17 protein-coding genes are annotated in these 18,290 nt (G+C 66.5%); 8 read left to right on the top strand and 9 right to left on the bottom strand.

Annotation, left to right across the window (positions count from 1 at the left end; genetic code table 11):
• Positions 1-819, bottom strand: a complete 819-nt coding sequence (locus LC066_RS09380) for a sugar phosphate isomerase/epimerase family protein (RefSeq protein ID WP_224898230.1) — start codon at positions 817-819, stop codon at positions 1-3.
• 244 nt (positions 820-1,063) lie between these two features.
• On the opposite strand from LC066_RS09380, the gene LC066_RS09375 reads away from it, so the two are divergent.
• The 7 genes from LC066_RS09375 to LC066_RS09345 all read left to right on the top strand — a co-directional run bounded on the left by LC066_RS09375 (position 1,064) and on the right by LC066_RS09345 (position 7,354).
• A complete protein-coding gene (locus LC066_RS09375; RefSeq protein ID WP_222475473.1) occupies positions 1,064-1,684 on the top strand; it encodes a TetR/AcrR family transcriptional regulator in 621 nt (206 codons plus the stop codon).
• Positions 1,685-1,782: 98 nt separating this feature from the next.
• Positions 1,783-2,961 carry an ABC transporter substrate-binding protein gene (locus tag LC066_RS09370; RefSeq protein ID WP_222475471.1) on the top strand — a complete coding sequence of 393 codons (1,179 nt, stop codon included), beginning with the start codon at positions 1,783-1,785 and terminating at the stop codon, positions 2,959-2,961.
• Positions 2,962-3,045: 84 nt separating this feature from the next.
• The gene (locus LC066_RS09365) at positions 3,046-3,915 is read left to right on the top strand and encodes a branched-chain amino acid ABC transporter permease (RefSeq protein ID WP_224898229.1); all 870 of its coding nucleotides are present in this window, start codon (positions 3,046-3,048) and stop codon (positions 3,913-3,915) included.
• Positions 3,916-3,919: 4 nt separating this feature from the next.
• On the top strand, positions 3,920-4,906 hold the full coding sequence (locus LC066_RS09360; protein ID WP_224898227.1) for a branched-chain amino acid ABC transporter permease: 987 nt from the start codon (positions 3,920-3,922) through the stop codon (positions 4,904-4,906).
• Entirely contained in the window at positions 4,903-5,664 is a 762-nt protein-coding gene (locus LC066_RS09355) for an ABC transporter ATP-binding protein (RefSeq protein ID WP_224898225.1), read from the top strand. The genes LC066_RS09360 and LC066_RS09355 overlap by 4 nt, the downstream gene beginning before the upstream one ends.
• Complete coding sequence (locus LC066_RS09350) at positions 5,657-6,370, top strand: ABC transporter ATP-binding protein (RefSeq protein WP_224898224.1); 714 nt, start codon at positions 5,657-5,659, stop codon at positions 6,368-6,370. The genes LC066_RS09355 and LC066_RS09350 overlap by 8 nt, the downstream gene beginning before the upstream one ends.
• A 15-nt stretch (positions 6,371-6,385) precedes the next feature.
• Positions 6,386-7,354, top strand: a complete 969-nt coding sequence (locus LC066_RS09345; protein ID WP_224898222.1) for a dipeptidase — start codon at positions 6,386-6,388, stop codon at positions 7,352-7,354.
• A gap of 90 nt (positions 7,355-7,444) precedes the next feature.
• Here the strand turns inward: LC066_RS09345 and LC066_RS09340 are convergent, their stop codons facing one another.
• Positions 7,445-8,776 (bottom strand): NAD(P)/FAD-dependent oxidoreductase, encoded by a 1,332-nt coding sequence (locus LC066_RS09340; RefSeq protein WP_222475459.1) that lies wholly within the window; start codon positions 8,774-8,776, stop codon positions 7,445-7,447.
• 494 nt (positions 8,777-9,270) lie between these two features.
• Here LC066_RS09340 and LC066_RS09335 point away from each other — a divergent pair, with 494 nt between their 5' ends.
• A complete protein-coding gene (locus LC066_RS09335) occupies positions 9,271-10,071 on the top strand; it encodes a DeoR/GlpR family DNA-binding transcription regulator (protein ID WP_224898220.1) in 801 nt (266 codons plus the stop codon).
• 93 nt (positions 10,072-10,164) lie between these two features.
• Here the strand turns inward: LC066_RS09335 and gyrB are convergent, their stop codons facing one another.
• The 7 genes from gyrB to LC066_RS09300 all read right to left on the bottom strand — a co-directional run bounded on the left by gyrB (position 10,165) and on the right by LC066_RS09300 (position 18,224).
• Entirely contained in the window at positions 10,165-12,582 is a 2,418-nt protein-coding gene (gyrB, locus tag LC066_RS09330) for a DNA topoisomerase (ATP-hydrolyzing) subunit B (RefSeq protein WP_222475455.1), read from the bottom strand.
• A 192-nt stretch (positions 12,583-12,774) separates the two neighbouring features.
• Positions 12,775-13,380 carry a glutathione S-transferase family protein gene (locus tag LC066_RS09325; RefSeq protein ID WP_224898218.1) on the bottom strand — a complete coding sequence of 202 codons (606 nt, stop codon included), beginning with the start codon at positions 13,378-13,380 and terminating at the stop codon, positions 12,775-12,777.
• Positions 13,381-13,459: 79 nt separating this feature from the next.
• The gene (locus tag LC066_RS09320; RefSeq protein WP_224898216.1) at positions 13,460-14,080 is read right to left on the bottom strand and encodes a LysE family translocator; all 621 of its coding nucleotides are present in this window, start codon (positions 14,078-14,080) and stop codon (positions 13,460-13,462) included.
• Complete coding sequence (locus LC066_RS09315) at positions 14,077-14,511, bottom strand: VOC family protein (protein WP_224898214.1); 435 nt, start codon at positions 14,509-14,511, stop codon at positions 14,077-14,079. The genes LC066_RS09320 and LC066_RS09315 overlap by 4 nt, the downstream gene beginning before the upstream one ends.
• Positions 14,508-15,620 carry a DNA replication/repair protein RecF gene (recF, locus tag LC066_RS09310; RefSeq protein WP_224898212.1) on the bottom strand — a complete coding sequence of 371 codons (1,113 nt, stop codon included), beginning with the start codon at positions 15,618-15,620 and terminating at the stop codon, positions 14,508-14,510. Before recF ends, LC066_RS09315 begins: the two co-directional genes overlap by 4 nt.
• 79 nt (positions 15,621-15,699) lie before the next feature.
• Positions 15,700-16,818, bottom strand: coding sequence for a DNA polymerase III subunit beta (dnaN, locus tag LC066_RS09305; RefSeq protein ID WP_222475424.1), 1,119 nt, complete (start codon positions 16,816-16,818; stop codon positions 15,700-15,702).
• A gap of 305 nt (positions 16,819-17,123) precedes the next feature.
• Positions 17,124-18,224 (bottom strand): NAD(P)-dependent alcohol dehydrogenase, encoded by a 1,101-nt coding sequence (locus LC066_RS09300; RefSeq protein ID WP_224898210.1) that lies wholly within the window; start codon positions 18,222-18,224, stop codon positions 17,124-17,126.
• Positions 18,225-18,290: the final 66 nt, after the last annotated feature.

Raw genomic sequence — 18,290 nt, 5'->3', positions numbered from 1 at the left:
TTACTGTCCCAGCCCCCGGGATTCCAGCCAGGCCATCGAGCGGGGGATGTCCGCGCGGTTGCGCAGCTCCAGGATCAGGCGCGGGTTGGCGCCGGTGGCGGCGATGGCGCGGAACACCTCGTGCCAGCGGATCGTGCCCTCGCCGATGGACCAGTGCCGGTCGGCATAGCCGTCGGCGTCCTGCAGGTGCACATGGCCCAGCAGATCACCCGCCGAACGGACGAAGTAATCCACCGGCTGCGCCCCGGTCGAGCCGTGCGCATAGTGGGCGTGCCCCGTGTCGATGGACAGCTTCAGCGCCTCGGAGCCGAAGCTTTGGACCAGTTCCTTGCGAGCCTCGGGATCGATGTCCTCGATATTCTCCAGCACCAGGGTGATCCCGGCGTTCTCGGCCCGGGTCACGGCGGCGCCGAGGCTTTCGTGCACCCATTCCGTCACCCGCGCCAGCCCGCCGGGGTAGGTGGACAGATTGTGGTGATCCCAGGTGGTGAAGGGCGAGTGGATGACCATGTGACTGCCGCCAAGCGCCTCGCAGATGTCCAGGCCCTGGGCCATGCGGCGGGTCACGACGGCGCGGATCTCCGGGTCCGGATTGGCAAAGCTGAGGCCCCAGAAGGGGCCATGGATGCCATAGCGCCCGGCGAAACCGTCCAGCTGGCGCTTCGCCTCGTCGACCAGCGGCTGCCAGTCGCCGGAGGCCAGCAGGGCCGGGTCGGCGAAGCTCTGGATTTCTAGGTCGCGGTTCTTCTCGAACAGCCAGTCGTGGTAGGTGGCCAGTTCGGGCACCATCAGGGCGGCGCCGATCACGGGAAGGGTCATGGGGTGTCTCCTTGTGCCTGCGACCTGCGCGCGCCAGGTTTCAGCCATGTGACGCGCAGATGACATGATTGCGACAGCGCCGCCGCGCGGCCCGCCCTGAGTGCCCTCTGACCGCTGTGTATGCCCAGATTACGAGCAGTGACGACCCGGCGTCGGGGAAAAACGACGCCCACAGATAGTCCATCACACGTATCGCTTGACTCGAATCCAGAAACAAACCGACCTGTTTGTAAATGGAGGCGACATGACGATCACGGAACGCAGAACCCAGGACCAGCGCAGCGCCAAGACGCGCCGCCTTCTGTTGCAGGCGACGATCGAGTCGCTGATGGATGTGGGCTATGCCAATACCAGCACCGCCGGCATTGCAAAGCGGGCGGGGGTGTCGCGGGGCGCGCAGACGCACCATTACCCCGGCAAGATGGACCTGATCGTCGCCGCCACCGAAGAGATGTTCGCCAACTTCGCCAACGCGCTGGAGGCCCTGGCGACGGAGCTGCGCGCCGGGCGCCTCAGTTATGACGCCTTCTTTGATGCGGTCTGGGACGGGGTTCGCCACGGCGACTGGTTCTATTCCTCGCTGGAAATCATCGTCGCCGCCCGGGGCGACGAGGAGCTGCGCCGCCATCTGGCACCGCTGATCCTTGACCTGCACGAACGGTTCGAGGGCACCTGGTCCCGCAGCTTCGTGGCGGTGGATGCCGACGTGGTCTCCTCCCGCGTGGCACTGAACCTGGTGATGAACGTCTTCCGGGGCATGGCGGTGCAGGCCGTGCTGCGCCGCGACGACGCCTACTTCCACGAAATGCTGGGGGCGCTGAAGGCGATCATCGCCGTGCACGTGCGCCCGGTGAAATCCGGCTGATCAAATAACAAACCAACCAGTCGGTATCTATAGGGATCAACCCCAACAAAAAGCGGCCCGAACCGCAGGACCCAACTGACTTCCAACAGGAGTGAACCATGAAGACTTTCGCAAGCCTGCTGGCCGCCTTCGCCGTTTCGGCGTCGCCGCTGCTGGCGCAGGACGATGCCTGGGAAACCCAGGGCCTGACCGACGATGCCATCACCATCGGCGTGATGGGCCCGTTCTCCGGCAATGCCTCTTCCTACAGCAAGGCGCTGATCGGGATGATGGCCTATTACGACAAGGTCAACGCCGAGGGTGGCGTGCATGGCCGCCAACTGGTCGCGGTGCAGGAAGATACCGCCTGCGACAGCGCCAAGGGCCTGGCTGCCGCCAAGAAGCTGATCTCGCAGGATGAGGTGTTCATGCTGCAGGGCAACTCCTGCTCCGGCGTGGCCGTGGCCCTGCGCCCGACCATCGAAGAGGCGGGCCTGCCCTGGATCGTCGCCCATGCGGTCAGCGATTCCATCTCCGATCCGCTGGCGGCCAACATCTTCCACGGTGTGCCCACGGGTCGCGCCAACGGTCGCGCCATGGCGCAGTTCGTGCTGTCCAAGCCCGACACCACCAACGTGGCGATCATCGAGCATTCCAACGACTGGGCGCACAGCTATTCCAACCCCGCGCGGGATTACCTGGAAGAGCAGGGCGTGACCCCCTCGCTGGAACTGACGATGGAACGTGGCCAGACCGACGCAACCGCCCAGGTTCTGAAGCTGCGCCAGGAACAGCCCGATTTCATCATCGCCGCGCTTTATGAGGCGGAAACCGCCATCTTCCTGCGCGACCTGAAGAAATACGGCATGGGTGACATCCCCGTGATGGGCACGGCCGGGACCGACCTGGAAAACACCCTGAAGCGGACGGGCGATTTCGACACGGTGAAGAACTACTACGTGATCCACTCCTACGTCGACAACCTGGACGGCCCGCTGATGCAGCCCTGGGGCGACATGATCCACGAGTACTACCCCGAGGAAGAGCTCTCGACCTTCTCCTTCGTGTCCATCGGTTCGGCCGAGGCGCTGGTGGCCGCCCTGGAAGCGGTCGGGCCCGAGTTGACCCGGTCCAAGCTGATGGCGGCGCTGGAAGAGGTGCGTGATTTCGACACCGGCATCCTGTCCGACCCGATCACCTGGACCCCCGAGGACCACCAGGGCGTCAAGGGCTCGGCCGTGGCCGGCTTCGTCGATGGAGAGCCGACCGTGCTGAAAGCCTGGGGCCAGCCCTACTGATCCCCGACTGCCGGGCGCGGTGCCTGCCGCGCCCGGGCCTTTTGCCCGGTCGCAACGTCCGGTCGTTCTGAAGGAGCAGACAAGATGCTGATGCAGCTGACCCTGGGGGGATTGTCCCAGGGGATGATCTACGCGCTGATCGCGCTGTCGCTGACGGTGGTCTACCGCTCGACCACGGTGGTGAATTTCGGCCACGGGGATTTCGTCATGGCCGGGGCCTTCCTGTCCTACGTCCTGGTGGTGCTGGCCGGTGTGGCCTTCCTGCCCGCCGCCGTCCTGGCAATGATCGCCATGTTCGTGCTGGGGGTGCTGTTCAACCGCGGCCTGATCCGCCCGGTGCGTGGTGGCCCGCATATCGGCCTGGCCCTGATGTGCATCGCTGCCGGCTACGTGCTGCGCGGCATCGCCCGCATGGTCTGGGGGCGCGAGGTGCTGCCCATGCCAGCCGTCTTCGACATGCAGCCGATCTTCCTCGGCAACCTGGTGATCACCGGCGACGCGGTCTTCATCATCGGCACGGTGCTGGTGCTGCTGCTGATCCTCTTTGGCCTGCTGGCGATGACCGACCTCGGCAAGATGATCCAGGCGGTCTACCAAAGCCCGCGCGGCGCGCGGCTGATTGGGCTGAACGTGGACCGGTTCAACGATTTCTCCTGGGGGATCGGCGCGGCCCTGGGCGCGCTTGGCGGGATCCTGGTGGCGCCGGTGTCGCTGCTGCATCCCGACCTGGGCGCCTCCTTCCTGATCAAGGGCTTCGCGGCCATGACCCTGGGCGGCTTCGGCTCCCTCGGCGGGGCGGTGCTGGGCGGGGTCCTGCTGGGCCTGGCCGAGCAATACGCGGGCGCCTACCTCGACAGCGCGCTGATCGAGATCACCGCCTATGTGGTCATCGTCGCCGTCCTGTTCATCCGCCCGCAGGGCCTCTTTGGCCGCAAGGCCGTGGTGAAGGTGTGACGCGATGAGCCAGACGAAAATGCCTTCTGCCCGTCAACGCCGCCTGCGCAGCTGGCTGTTCTGGGCCGTACCCGCGGTCCTGCTGCTGCTGCCGCTGGCCACCAACCCCTATACCCAGTTCATCGCCAACGGCATCCTGATCTCGGTACTGGTCACCCTTGGCTTTACCTTGGTGATCGGCAACCTGGGCCAGCTGGCCTTTGCCAATACCGCCTTCTTCGGCATCGGCGCCTATGCCTCGGCCATCCTGGCGGCGAAGCTGGGGGTGCCCTGGCTGCTGACCATCCCGCTGGCCGGCGCCTTCGGCGCGCTTGGCGGCTTCCTCGCCTCCTCCGCCGCGCTGCGCGGCATCCGCAGCTATTACCTGGCGATCATCACCCTGGCCTTCGGCGAGCTGATGAGATGGGCCTACCTGCATGCAAAGCCCGTCACCGGCGGCACCGACGGCATGCCGATGCCGCGTGAGACCCTGCTGGGCACCTCGCTGAGCGATGACACGCTGAAGTTCTACATCTTCCTGGCCGTCACCGTGCTGCTGGTGAAGGCCACGCTGAACCTGATGCGGTCGCGCTTTGGCCGGGCGGTGATGGCGGTGCGCGAAAACGAGGTGGCCACCGCCTCGCTGGCCATTCCCACGGCGCGGGTGATCCTGGTCACCTTCATGTGGTCGGGCTTTGTCGTCGGCTGCGCGGGCGCGCTGTTCGCCCGTCATGTGGGCCATGTCTTCCCAGAAAGCTTCGGGATGCTGCACCTGATCGCCTCCTTCGCCATGGTCCTGGTGGGTGGGCTGGGCTCTGTCCTCGGCGCCGTGCTGGGCGCGGTTCTGCTGACCGCCCTGCCGGAATACCTGCGCGCCTTCCCGGGCATGGAAGAGCTGTTCTTCGGCCTGATCGTCGCCGGGGTGCTGGTCGCCATGCCCATGGGGCTGGCCAGCCTGCTGCGCCGTGTCTCCCCCATCTTCGTCGAACGTTTCTACCGGGAGGCCCCATGACCCTGCTTGACGTAAAAGGCTTGTCGGTCCGCTTTTCCGGGCTGACCGCGCTGGATGACGTGTCCTTCACCCTGGAAGAGGGCAACGTGCGCGCCGTCATCGGCCCCAATGGGGCGGGCAAGTCGACCCTGTTCAACGCCATCTCGGGCTATGTCACCCCGACCTCCGGCACCGTCTTTCTGAAGGGGCAGGAACTGACCCAGCTGACCCCGCATGAGATCGCCGAACAGGGGGTGCGCCGCACCTTCCAGAACGGCGGGCTGTTCCCGGCGCTGACCGTGCTGGAGAACGTGATGACCGGGCTGCACGCCCAGACCGAGGGGTCGTTCCTGGACATCCTTCTGGGCCGGTCCGCCGCGCTGAAATCCGAGGCCGAGAACATCCACCGCGCCCGTGAGCTGCTGAAGCTGATGTCGATGGACCATATGGCCGACACCCGGGCGGGCGACCTTTCGGGCGGGCAACAGCGCATCGTCGAGATCGTGCGCACCGTCGCCTCGGACCCGCCGGTGCTGCTGCTGGACGAACCCGCCGTGGGCCTGTCGCCCGTGGCCCGCGCCCAGATGATGGAGATCATCCACCGTCTGGCGGGGGAGAAGGGCGTCGGCATCCTGCTGATCGAACACGCGGTGGAACTGGTGATGGCCGCCGCCGACCGCATCCTTGTGATGGCCGCCGGCGCCCGCATCGCCGAGGGGACGCCTGAGGAAATCCGCGAAGACCGCGCCGTGTTGGAGGCCTACCTTGGACATGCCTGAACCGCTTCTGAAGATCCGCGACCTGCACGTGGGCTATGGCAAGAAACCCATCCTGCGCGGCGCCACCTACGATGTTCTGCCCGGTGAATGCCTGACCCTGCTGGGGGCCAACGGGTCAGGCAAATCGACCTCTCTCAACGCGGTTTGCGGTTTCGTCACGCCGACCTCCGGATCAGTGCTGTTCGATGGCACGGAAACGGCGGGCCTGCCGCCGCACAAGATCTTTGGCCATGGCATCGCCCAGGTCAGCCAGGCGCGGGACCTCTTTCCGGACCTGACGGTGGAGGACAACCTGCGCCTGGGCGCCATGCGGCGCGGCGGCAAGGCGCTGTCGCAGACCCTGGCCCATGTCTACGACCGCTTCCCCCGGCTGGCCGAACGGCGCCGCCAGGCCACCCGCACCCTGTCGGGCGGCGAACAGCAGATGGTGGCGATCGGGCGGGCGATGATGTCCGGGCCCCGGCTGCTGCTGCTGGATGAACCCTCGGGCGGGCTGTCGCCGCAATTCTGCGAGGAGATCGCCCTGATCATCGACGCGCTGAAGGCCGAAGGGGTGACCCTGCTGATGGTCGAGCAGAACCTCAACCTCGCCTTCCGCGCCGCCGACCGCTTCATCGTCCTGCGCGACGGTGCCGTGGTCGACGGCGGCGACGTGCGCGCCATGGCCGGCGATCACGACGCCATCGTGCGCAATATCTATCTCTGAACGAAGGACCACCACATGACCACGCTGCACGACGATCTGATCGTCTTTGACGGTCTCATTATTTCCGACTGGGGCCGCCCGGTGTTCGAGGCGATGCAGGCGGGCGGGCTGACCGCGGCCAACTGCACCTGTTCGGTCTGGGAGAACTTCCGCGACACGATGCTGGCCATCGGCGACTGGAACCGCCAGTTCCAGCAGCACGGCGATCTGATCGTCAAGGCGAAGACGGTCGAGGACATCCGCCAGGCCAAGGCCTTCGGCAAGACCGCTGTCGTGCTGGGCTTCCAGAACACCACCGCCTTCGAGGACCGGCTGGAGTTCATCGAGCTGTTCAAGGAGCAGGGCGTGGGCATCGTGCAGATGACCTACAACACCCAGAACCTGGTCGGCTCGGGCTGCTATGAGGGCACCGACAGCGGGCTGTCGGACTTCGGGCACGAGGTGGTGGCCGAGATGAACCGCGTCGGCATGCTGTGCGACCTGAGCCACGTGGGCCCCAAGACCTCGGAAGAGGTGATCCTGGCCTCGAAGAAACCCGTGGCCTATTCCCACTGTCTGCCTGCGGGCCTCAAGCCGCATCCGCGCAACAAGTCGGACGAACAGCTGCGTTTCATCGCCGACAAGGACGGTTTCGTCGGCGTCACCATGTTCCCGCCCTTCCTGGCCGCGGGCAACAACGCCACCGTCGATGATTACGTCGCTGCCATCGACTACATCGTCAATCTGGTGGGCGAGGAACGCGTGGGCTTCGGCACCGATTTCACCATGGGCTATGGCGCGAAGTTCTTCGAATACCTGAACCGCGACAAGGGCTATGCCCGCCAGCTGACCGAGATCTGGGAGGTCGAGTTCCCCGACGGGCTGGAATCCATCGCCGATTTCCCCAACCTGACCGCCGCGATGGAACGCGCGGGCTGGTCGGAAACCAAGATCCGCCGGGTGATGGGGGAAAACTGGCTGTCGCTGCTCGACCGCGTGTGGTGATCTCCGCGTCAGGGGCAGGCCCCCGGGCGTAGCGCATTGAAAAGCCCCCGTGCCGTGGCGCGGGGGCTTTTCATTCCGGGCGGGGCGCCGTTACGCTGCGCCGCCGGGGCGCAGGCCCTTTGTCTTGAACCGCTCCAGGCTGAAGGGTTCGGGGTCGAAGGTGGGCGTGACGCCACGCACCAGATCCGACACCAGCTGACCGCCCCCCGGGCCAGAGCCGAAGCCGTGGCCGGAATAACCGGAGCTGAGGAAGAGGCCGGGGATTTCCTTCACCGGGCCGATGGCGGGGATCGCATCGGGGGTCGCGTCGATCAGGCCGGCCCAGCTGTGGGTCATCCGCGCGCCGGCGAAAACGGGGAAGGCGCGCGCCAGGTTCTTCAGCGCGTGGCGGTTGTAGTGCTCCATCGGCTGCGGATCGAGGGTGCGGATCTTCTCGAAGGTGGTCTGCTGGTCATGACCCCATTTGCGCGGCATGCCCGCTTCCTTCAGGAACTCGCCGTTCAGCCGCACCTGGATCTCGCGCCAGCTGGACATCAGCGTGGGCAGGTAGGTGCCCAGCAGGCGGAAGCTGTCGGGGGTGATCTGCGCCACGTTCCAGTTGCGCCGCGCCACGGTATAGCCGCCGTCCAGCCGCTTGCGGAAGGCAAAGTCGCCGCCGCCCACGGGCATGTCGCCGGCATCGCCGTCGATCTCCACCCGGGCCACGGTGCCGTGCAGCTTCAGCTGGGGGAAGTTGACGCCCTTGTTGCCCAGGAACATCCGCGACCAGGCCCCGCCGGCGAGGATCGCGCGCTCGGTCCGGATGGTGCCCTTCTCGGTCACCACCTCGGACAGGTGGCCGGCGCTGGTCTCGACACCGCGCACGGCGCAGTTCTCGATGATGGTGGCGCCCAGGCGGCGGGCGGCCATGGCCATCTGCGGCACGGCACGCCAGGGTTCCGCGCGGCCATCATCCTTGGTGTGCAGGGCGAACTTGAACCGGTCGCGGGCAATCGCCGGCAGCTTGCGCGCCAGGGCCGCCGGGTCCAGCCGTTCCGACGCCATGCCGATGCGATCCGCCAGGTCGGCCCAGTCGGCGAACTCCTTCACCTCGCGCGGGGTGCGGCAGACATAGGTGATGCCCGTCTCGCGGAAGCCGGTGTCGATGCCGAACCGCTTGTCCATGCCGCGCCAGATGTCGAGGCTGCCCATGGTCAGCGGCAGCTCCACCGGGTCGCGACCCATCTGGCGCACCCAGCCCCAGTTGCGGCTGCTCTGTTCGCCCGCGATGACGCCCTTTTCGCACAGGACGACCTTCAGCCCCGCCTCGGCGAGGAAAAGGGTTGCGGTCACGCCGGCGATGCCGCCGCCGATGATGACCACGTCAGCCGCGTCGGGCAGTTGCGTGTCCGTTTCAATGCGTTGGAGCACGTCGAGTATCATGGAAAGGGTCCGTTCCTGTCGTCCTGGTCGCCCGACTCGGGCGCCCCCTCGTCGATGAGGGAGTGTTTGCGCGTTCGTGGTAGAGTATGGTAGAAATATGCGCAATAGATTTGTAAACGGCCAGGTATGAGCAATTTGCTGCGCGACTATACCTCTGGCGCAGGGATACCAGGGGATGCGGACCGACAGAGAGGGCGCAGTATGACAGAGGGATCCAGCCGGGTGCCGGCTGAGCGACAGGGAATTGCGCGTGCCGGCCGCCGGACGCAGCGCGTGATGCGCGAAAACGTGCAGAAGGCTGCACGGTTTGTCACAGGTCCCGGTCTTGCCGCGGCGCGTCCGGCTCTGCCGATCGCCCCGCAAGAGCCGGGGCAAGCGCCCCGCGCCGCTGCGGCACCCGCCCGCCTTCCGGTTGCCCGATGGCCTGTCTTTCCGTACCTATCCCAAGGTCCGGGGCGCGCAGGCGCGATGCTGCGTGATGAGAGGGGAGCTGCATGTCCGAATTGCCGCTGAACGAGGAAATGCTGCCGGCCGCGCGGCGACAGCATCTGATCGAGTGGTTCGAGGCCAATCACTCCGGTGCCAGCCAGGATTTGGCGCGGATGTTCGGCATCTCCGTCTCCACCATCCGGCGAGACCTCGACGTGCTGGCCTCCGAAGGGCTGGTGAAGCGCACTCATGGCGGTGCCGTGGCCGTGCGCAACCGCGCCACATGGGAGCCGTCAACGGACGTGTCGCGCCGCACGGCGGTGGAGGAAAAGCAGGCCATCGTGCGCGAGGCGCTGCGCTTCGTCAGTCCGAACCAGTCGCTGCTGATCGACACCGGCGGCGTGGTCTGTCACCTGCTGGCGGATGAGCTGGCCAAGCTGTCGATGCCGCTGACGGTGATCACCAATGACCTCTACGTTGCCGGTGCGCTGACCTATCATGAGAACATCAAGCTGCACGTGCCCGGCGGTACCTGTCGCCCGGGCAGCTACAGCCTGCTGGGCGCCCCGGGCGAGGCGTTCCTGGAAAACATCCGTTGCGATATCTTCTTCATGTCGGCGGCGGCGGTGGACGAGGAATGTGTGTCGGAAACCGCCATCGAGATGAGCCAGATGAAACGCACCATGGTCGCCGCCGCGCGCGAAGTGATTCTGCTGGCCGACAGTGCCCGTTTCATGGAACGCGCCCTGCATCGCACCGTGCCGATCGAGCAGATCACCCGGATCATCACCGACGAGGGCCTGACCGACAAGAGCCGCCAGAGGTTCCCGACCCCAGTGCCCGAGTTCGTCATCGCGCAGATGTAGGCCGCAGCTGCAGACCTTTGTCGGCATCCTATGAAAAAGGACCCGCGGCCAGTTCGGCCCGGGTCCTTTTCGTTGCGCGATCCCGGTGCAGGATCAGAAGTCGAGGTTTTCGACCGACAGGGCGTTCTGCTGGATGAACTCGCGGCGCGGCTCCACCACGTCGCCCATGAGCTTGGTGAACAGGTCGTCCGCCTCGGCCATGTCGTCCACCGTCACGCGCAGCAGGGTGCGGGCGTCCGGGTCCAGGGTGGTTTCCCACAGCTGATCCGGGTTCATCTCGCCCAGGCCCTTGTAGCGCTGGATGGTCAGGCCCTTCTCGCCCTCGGTCAGGATGGCGCGCAGCAGTTCCAGCGGGCCATAGATGACCTGGCTGCGATCCTTGCGGACCAGGGTGCAGGGCACGTTGTAGATCTCCTGCAGGGACTGGGTGAAGGAGCCGGTCTTGCGCGCCTCGCCCGAGCGCAGCATCGGCCCGTCCAGGGTGCGCACCTCTTCGACGCCGCGCAGGATGCGCGCCAGGCGGATGCCGTGATCCTGGGTGATGCGGCCCTGCCAGCCCTTCTCGTATTCCAGCGCGATCAGGTCGAGCCGGGCGGCGACCTTGTCGGCCACGCCCTGCAGGTTGCTGTCCACCGCGCCGGGCACAAAGGCGCCGGCGACGGCGGCCTGTTCCAGGATGTGGCGGGGGTAATGCGTCGGGAAGGCGTCCAGAACGCGCTTCAGCTGACGCGCCTCAGTCACCACGCGCTTCAGGTCCTCGCCGGCCAGCTCGGTGCCGTCGCCGAGGCGCAGCAGCGTGCTGTCGGTGCCCTGTTCGATCAGGTAGTCATCCATCGCCGCCTGGTCCTTCAGGTAGACCTCGGACTTGCCGCGCGATGCTTTGTACAGCGGCGGCTGCGCAATGTAGAGGTAGCCGCCCTCGATCAGCTCGGGCATCTGGCGATAGAAGAAGGTCAGCAGCAGGGTGCGGATGTGCGCACCATCGACGTCGGCGTCCGTCATGATGACGATCTTGTGGTAACGCAGCTTGTCGATATTGAACTCGTCCCGGCCGATGCCGGTGCCGAGCGCCATCACCAGGTTGCCGATCTCCTGGCTGGACAGCATCCGGTCGAAGCGGGCCCGTTCCACGTTCAGGATCTTGCCGCGCAGGGGCAGCACGGCCTGGGTGCGGCGGTCGCGGCCCGTCTGGGCGGAGCCACCGGCGGAGTCACCCTCGACGAGGAACACTTCGGTCTCGGACGGGTCCTTGGAGGAGCAATCCTTCAGCTTGCCGGCGAGGAAGTTCACGTCCATCGCCGTCTTGCGCCGCGTCAGCTCGCGCGCCTTGCGCGCGGCCTCGCGGGCAAGCGCCGCCTCGACGATCTTGCCGACGATCATCTTGGCCTGGTTCGGGTTCTCCTCGAACCATTCCGACAGCTTCTCGCCCACCAGGTTCTCGACCACGGGGCGCACCTCCGACGAGACCAGCTTATCCTTGGTCTGGCTGGAGAATTTCGGGTCGGGCACCTTCACCGACAGAACGCAGGTCAGGCCTTCGCGGGCGTCGTCGCCGGTGAAGTTGACCTTCTCCTTCTTGGCGATCCCGCTTTCCTGGGCGTATTTGCCCAGGGTCCGGGTCAGGGCGCCGCGGAAGCCCGCCATGTGGGTGCCGCCGTCGCGCTGAGGGATGTTGTTGGTGAAGGGCAGCACCATTTCGTTGAAGCTGTCGTTCCACCACATCGCGACCTCGACCCCGATGCCGTCCTTCTCGCCGGTGATGAAGATCGGTTCCTCCATCATCGAGGATTTGGACCGGTCGAGGTACTTCACGAATTCCTTCACGCCGCCTTCGTAGAACAGCTCGGTCTTCAGCGGCTCGGCGGGGCGGTGATCCTCCAGCACGATGCGCACGCCGGAGTTCAGGAAGGCCAGTTCGCGCAGGCGCTTTTCCAGGGTGGCGTAGTTGTATTCGAGGTTCGAGAAGGTCTCCAGCGACGACAGGAAGCGCACCTCGGTGCCCTTTTCGCCGTTGGCATCGCCCACCACTTCCAGCGGGTTCGCCGTCTCGGAATGCTCGAAGCGGACGTAGTGTTCCTTGCCGTCGCGCCAGATGCGCAGTTCCAGCCAGTCCGACAGCGCGTTCACCACGGAAATGCCCACGCCGTGCAGACCGCCGGACACCTTGTAGGAGTTCTGGTCGAACTTACCGCCGGCGTGCAGCTGGGTCATGATGACCTCGGCCGCCGAAACCCCTTCCTCGGGGTGGATCGACACCGGAATGCCTCGCCCGTTGTCGCGCACGGAGACCGAGTTGTCGGCATGGATCACGACCTTCACGAAGTCGGCGTAGCCCCCCAGGGCCTCGTCGATGCCGTTGTCCACGGCCTCGTAGATCATGTGGTGCAGGCCGGACCCGTCGTCGGTGTCACCGATATACATCCCCGGACGCTTGCGGACCGCGTCCAAGCCCTTGAGAACCTTGATGGATCCTGCGTCGTATTCAGGTGGTGTCTGCTCGGCCTCGGCCATGCGTTTTCCCTTCGAATTTCTTGTCGCCAACTTACGTGTTCACAGGGGGAATGTCACGCGAATGACACGCTTTTTTGGCGTTCCCGGCAGGGCCGCGGCGCCGTCTGCGCAGGCCGGGAAGCAGGGCTCTTTCGGGGGTGGTGGCGGGGCTTCCACGCCCCGCCGGTACGCGGCGCGCCAACGCGCCTGCAATCACGCCATCAGCGCCGTTTCGCGGGCGCGTCCCGCGGCGTAGGCGGGACGGGAAAAACAGCGCTCCATCCAGGTGGCCTGTCGGGAGGAAGGCGTCAGCATGCCGAAGATCTGCATGAACTGCAGCGTGCCGGACACCATCAGGTCGGCCATGGAGAAGGCTTCTCCCACTAGCCAGTCGCGCCCCTCCAGCCGCGCCTCGACGGCGCCAAGCGCGCGGTCGAAATTGCCCCAGGCATAGGACTGCGGGCGGGGCGGCAGATCGGCCATCTTCTCCACCATGGCGGGTTCCAGCACCGAGGGGGTGTAGAAGAGCCAGGTCAGGAAGGCGCCCCGATCAGGTTCATCCAGCGCGGGCGCCAGCCGTCTCGGCGCGTAGCGGTCGGCCAGATAGAGCGCGATCGCCGCGCTGTCGGCCATCTCCAGCGCGCCATCCCGCAGCGCGGGCACCTTCCGCAGGGGCGAGGCTGCGGTGAACCCCTCGGGGTGGACCGGCGGGTCGGACCGGAAATCGACCGTGGCCACCTCGTAGTTAGCCTCCACCTCTTCCAGGGCCCAGAACATCCGCCCGGCGCGGCTTTGCGGGGCCCAGTAGAACGTCATCATCGCAGCTTCCTCCAGCGTGAGTCTCCCAGGCAGACTAGCGCGAAACGCGCCGGTCGGGGTGGCGACGCTCTGGCTGTGTTCAGGTGAACGGCAGGATCAGGCCGACGCAGATCATCAGACAGCCGGCGACGATATTGGTCCGCTTCATTCCCAGGTCCGAGGCGATGAGGCGCCGCACGCGGTCGACGAACCCGGCGAAGATCAGGTTGCCGGTGAAGGGCACGGCCATGGACACCAGCAGGATCGCGGCAATGTCGGGCACTGTCACCGTACCGATGTCGACGAAGCTGGGCAGGATGCCGAGGTAGAACAGGATCGCCTTGGGGTTGCCCGCGATGGCCGCCAGCCCGGCGAGGAAGCCCGCCAGGCGGCCCGGACGCGTCAGCCGACTGTCCGCCGTGATCCGCGCGTCTGCCCGGCGCAGGATGCCGATGCCGATCCAGACGAACATCGCCGCCCCAAGAAGGCGCACGACCCAAAGCAGGTTACCCGCCTGCCCCTCGATCCAGCCGAGACCCAGGATCGCCACCAGCGGCCAGATCATGTCCCCCAGGGCCACGCCCGCGGCCAGCGGCCAGACCGAGGCCGCGCCGCCCGACAGGGTGCGCGCCACGATGGCCAGCCAGACCGGCCCCGGCGTCATGAACAGCACGAAGAGCGCGCCGGCATATAGCGCCAGGTCAGAGGCCAACATCGTCATGTCGCCACCGGCAGGGTGAAACGCCCGGTGTCCGGGTCCAGGGTGATGAAGGGGTTATGGGCAACTTCCCAGACATGGCCGTCCGGGTCGGCGTAATAGCCCGAGTAGCCGCCCCAGAAGACCTCTTCAGGCGCTTTCAGCTCCGTGGCGCCCGCGTCCAGCGCCTGGGCAAAGGCCGCATCCACCGCTGCCCTGTCAGAAAAATTCTGAGCCAGGGTCATCGCCCCGGTGCCAAGCGGCGTGCCGGGCCGTCCTTGATCCTCGGCCAGGGCGGCGCGGCCAAAGAGACCCAGGGCCTGCCCGTCCAGCTGGAAGAAGACGATGCCCGGCGTCACCTGTGCCGGCACCCATCCCAGGGCCTCGTAGAATGTGCGGGCACGGTCGAGGTCATCGACCCCCAGCGTGATCAGGGAAACCCGTTGCGGCGTCATGGCGCGCTCCTCTCCTCGGCGTGGCTGGTGCCCGCCTCCTCCGTCACTTCCAGATACTGCGCCCGATCCCCCAGACCTTCAAACAGCTCCGGACCGGTGCCGGTCATCCAGGCCTGGGCGCCCAGGGCGCAGATCTCGTCATAAAGCGCCGCGCGGCGGTCGGCGTCCAGATGCGCCGCCACCTCGTCCAGCAAGAGGATCGGCGGGGCGCCGAAATCACGGGCCAGCCCGCGTGCATTGGCCAGGATCAGGCTGACCAGCAGCGCCTTCTGTTCGCCGGTGGAGGCATCGCGCGCCGGGATCCCCTTCACCGCCCAGAAGGCCTCCATGTCGACCCGGTGCGGCCCCAGCAGGGTGCGCCCGGCGGCCATGTCGCGGCGGCGGCTCTCCTGATAGCCGGTCAGCAGGTCCGCCGCGCTCTGTGCCATCTCGCCCTCGGGGTGGCTCAGCGCCAGCTCGGGGGCGGGAAAGGCGGTCTCGGCCTCCTCGGTGGCCTCGGCCACGAGATGCAGCGCGCGCAGCCGGTTGGAGGTGATCTCCTCCCCCGCCTCGGCCATCTGCCGTTCCAGCGCGGCATACCAATGCGCGTCGCGCACCATGTCCTTCAGCAGACGGTTGCGTTCGCGCATCGCCTTGTCATAGGCGAGGCTGGCATCCGCATGGGTGGGAAAGAAGCTGAGGACCATCCGGTCGAGGAAGCGCCGCCGGCCCTCGGCCGCCTCGATCCACAGCCGGTCCATCGAGGGCACCAGCCACAGCACCCGGGCGATCCGCCCTAGGGCAAGCTGCGCGGCGGCCTTGTCGTCGATGCGCAGGCTGCGGCCCTGGCCGGGCTCCACCTGCATCTCGATTTCATGCACCTGGTGCAGGCTGCGCAGCACGCCCGACAGCTTCCAGCCGATCGCCTCGGGGCGGCGCACCATCTCGTCGGCGGCAGCCCGGCGCAGCCCCCGCCCGGGCGAGAACATCGAGACCGCTTCCAGCACATTGGTCTTGCCGGCGCCATTGGGCCCCCAAAGGGCCACGGGTCGCCCGTCGGCCGCGATCGACCCCCGCCGCCAGGACCGGAAATGCGACAGGTCCAGCCGGGTCAGACAGAGCCGTCCCATGGGCCAGACCCCTTTCTATACGATGGCTGAAAATACTCTCGCCGAAGGCAATCGCGCCGTGGCGCGATCCCCTGTCGCGTTACACACGCATCGGCATGACGACGTAGACGGCGGAGGTGTCGTTGCCCTCGCGCATCAGGGTCGGGTCGCCGGAGGAGTTGAACATGAAGACGGCGTTCTCGCGGTCCACCTGGCTGGCGATTTCCAGCAGGTACTTGGCGTTGAACCCGATCTCCAGCCGTTCGTCGGCATAGGCCACGGCCAGCTCTTCCTCGGCGGCGCCGCTGTCGGGCGCATTGACCGACAGGATCAGCCGGTCCTCGTCCAGCGACAGCTTCACCGCGCGCGAGCGTTCGGAGCTGACGGTGGCCACCCGGTCGACGGCCTTGGCGAACTCGGAGGCGTCCACCTCCAGGCGGCGGGTGTTGCCCGTGGGAATCACCCGCGAATAGTCGGGGAAGGTGCCGTCGATGACCTTCGACGTCAGGGTGATCTGCGGCGTGGCGAAACGCACCTTGGTCTCGCTGACCGAGACGGCGATTTCCATGTCGTCATCGTCCAGCAGTTTGCGCAGCTCGCCCACGGTCTTGCGGGGCACGATCACGCCGGGCATCTCCTCGGCGCCCTCGGGCAGGGCGGCGTCGATGCGGGCCAGGCGGTGGCCGTCGGTGGCGACGCAGCGCAGCACCCGGCCTTCCTCGCTGTCGGTCACATGCATGTAGACGCCGTTCAGGTAATAGCGGGTCTCCTCGGTGGAGATGGCGAATTTCGACTTGTCGAACAGGCGCCGCAGCGTCGGCGCGGGGGCCGAGAAGTTCGAGGTGTATTCCGACGAGGCCATCACCGGGAAGTCCTCTTTCGGCAGCGTCGCCAGGTTGAAGCTGGACCGGCCCGCCTCGACCGACAGCCGGCCGGCGGTGCCGTCGTCGGCCAGAGTCACCATGGCGCCGTCGGGCAGCTTGCGCACGATCTCATGCAGGGTCACGGCCGACACGGTGGTCGCCCCGCCGCGTTCGACCATGGCCGGGGCCTTGTCGACCACCTCGATGTCCAGGTCGGTGGCGCGGAACATGACGTCGTTGCCGTCGGCCTCGATCAGCACGTTGGCCAGGATCGGGATGGTGTTGCGCCGTTCGACGACGGATTGCGCCTGGGCGACGGCCTTCAGAAGCGCGGCACGTTCGATGCTGAATTTCATGGCCTCTTTCCCTGTCCTGGCCCGGGCACGCCCCGGGACCGATAAGCTACCCGTTTCTGCAAGCAGCACAACGGTTTTTCCCGTTTTCGGGCCTCGGAAGGAAGAGGTCAAGCAGCGAGCGCGCGGAAACTCTGCCCTGCGCCATCACGGCAACCCGCAGGGCCTGTCATGCGCCCGGCTCGCCTGGGGATAACCCTGGCCTGCGGTCCGGGGTCGAGGTCTGACCGGCCGGGCGAATCATTCTCCGCCTGCCCGGTCACGTCAGGAATGGGGGCGAGTCGCCTCGCCCCCCTTGGTCGTGCGGATCAGGAGAAACGCAGGATCGGTTTGATCGCCTCGCCGCGCGCGGAGGCGGCGAAGGCCTCGTTGATCTCCTCGAAGGGGAAGAAGGTGATCAGCTTGTCGAAGGGGAACCGCCCCTGCTGCCACAGCGCGATCATCGTGGGGATGAAGACGTCGGGGTTGGCCTCGCCTTCGACCACGCCCATCATGCGGCGGCCGCCGGACATGAAGTGGGTCTCGTTCAGCACCAGCTCCGCCTCGGGGGACGACGCGCCGACGATGGCGCAGGTGCCCTTGGGCGCCAGCAGTTCGACAGCCTGGCGGATCACCTTGGCATTGCCGGTGGTGTCGAAGGCGTAGTTCACGCCGTAGCCGGTCAGCTTCATGATCTCTTCGGTCACGTCCTGGGTCTTGGCGTTGAAGGTGTGGGTCGCGCCCAGCTCCTTCGCCAGCTCCAGCCGGCTGTCGACCATGTCCACGACGATGATGGTGGTGGCGCCCTGCACCACGGCGCCCATGACGCCGGCCAGGCCCACGCCGCCCGCGCCGAAGATGACGATGGACTTGCCCGGCTCGACCGCCAGGGCATTCATCACCGTGCCCGCGCCGGTCTGAATGCCGCAGCCCAGCGGGCCCAGCTTTTCCAGCTCGACATCCTTCGACACCTTCACGCAGTTCGCCTCGTGGCAGACCGAATGGGTCGCGTAGGAGCTTTGGCCGAAGAACATCGAGCCGATGCGTTCGCCGTCCTTGGAGATGCCGCGGGTGCCATCAGGGCGCTGCGCCATGAAGTTCATCGGGTAGGAGTTATGGCAATAGGTGATGTCGTGTTCCATGCAGGCCGGGCAGTGACCGCAGCTGTCGACGGTCATCACCACGTGATCGCCGGGGGCAACCTTGGTCACGGCGCTGCCGACCTTCTCGACCACGCCGGCGCCTTCATGGCCCAGCACGACAGGCAGTTCGGTGCCCATCAGGCCCTCGATCACGGCGGCATCGGTGTGGCAGACGCCGGTGGCCACCAGGCGCACCAGGATCTCGTCATCGCGGATCTCGTCCAGCTCCACCTCTTCGATGCTGAGGGGGGCGTTGAAGTCGCGGGCGACGGCGGCTGAAATCTTCATTGGAAATTCTCCTTCTGGCAGAGGCCATGGCTATTGGGACCACAGGAGGATTTCCAAGTCTATACA

Origin of the sequence: Pseudooceanicola marinus (assembly GCF_020177265.1) — a bacterium.
In the GTDB taxonomy this organism is placed as follows: domain Bacteria; phylum Pseudomonadota; class Alphaproteobacteria; order Rhodobacterales; family Rhodobacteraceae; genus Pseudooceanicola; species Pseudooceanicola marinus_A.
Note: the sequence above shows the minus strand (reverse complement) of the source record. Positions and strands in the feature narration are given on the sequence as shown.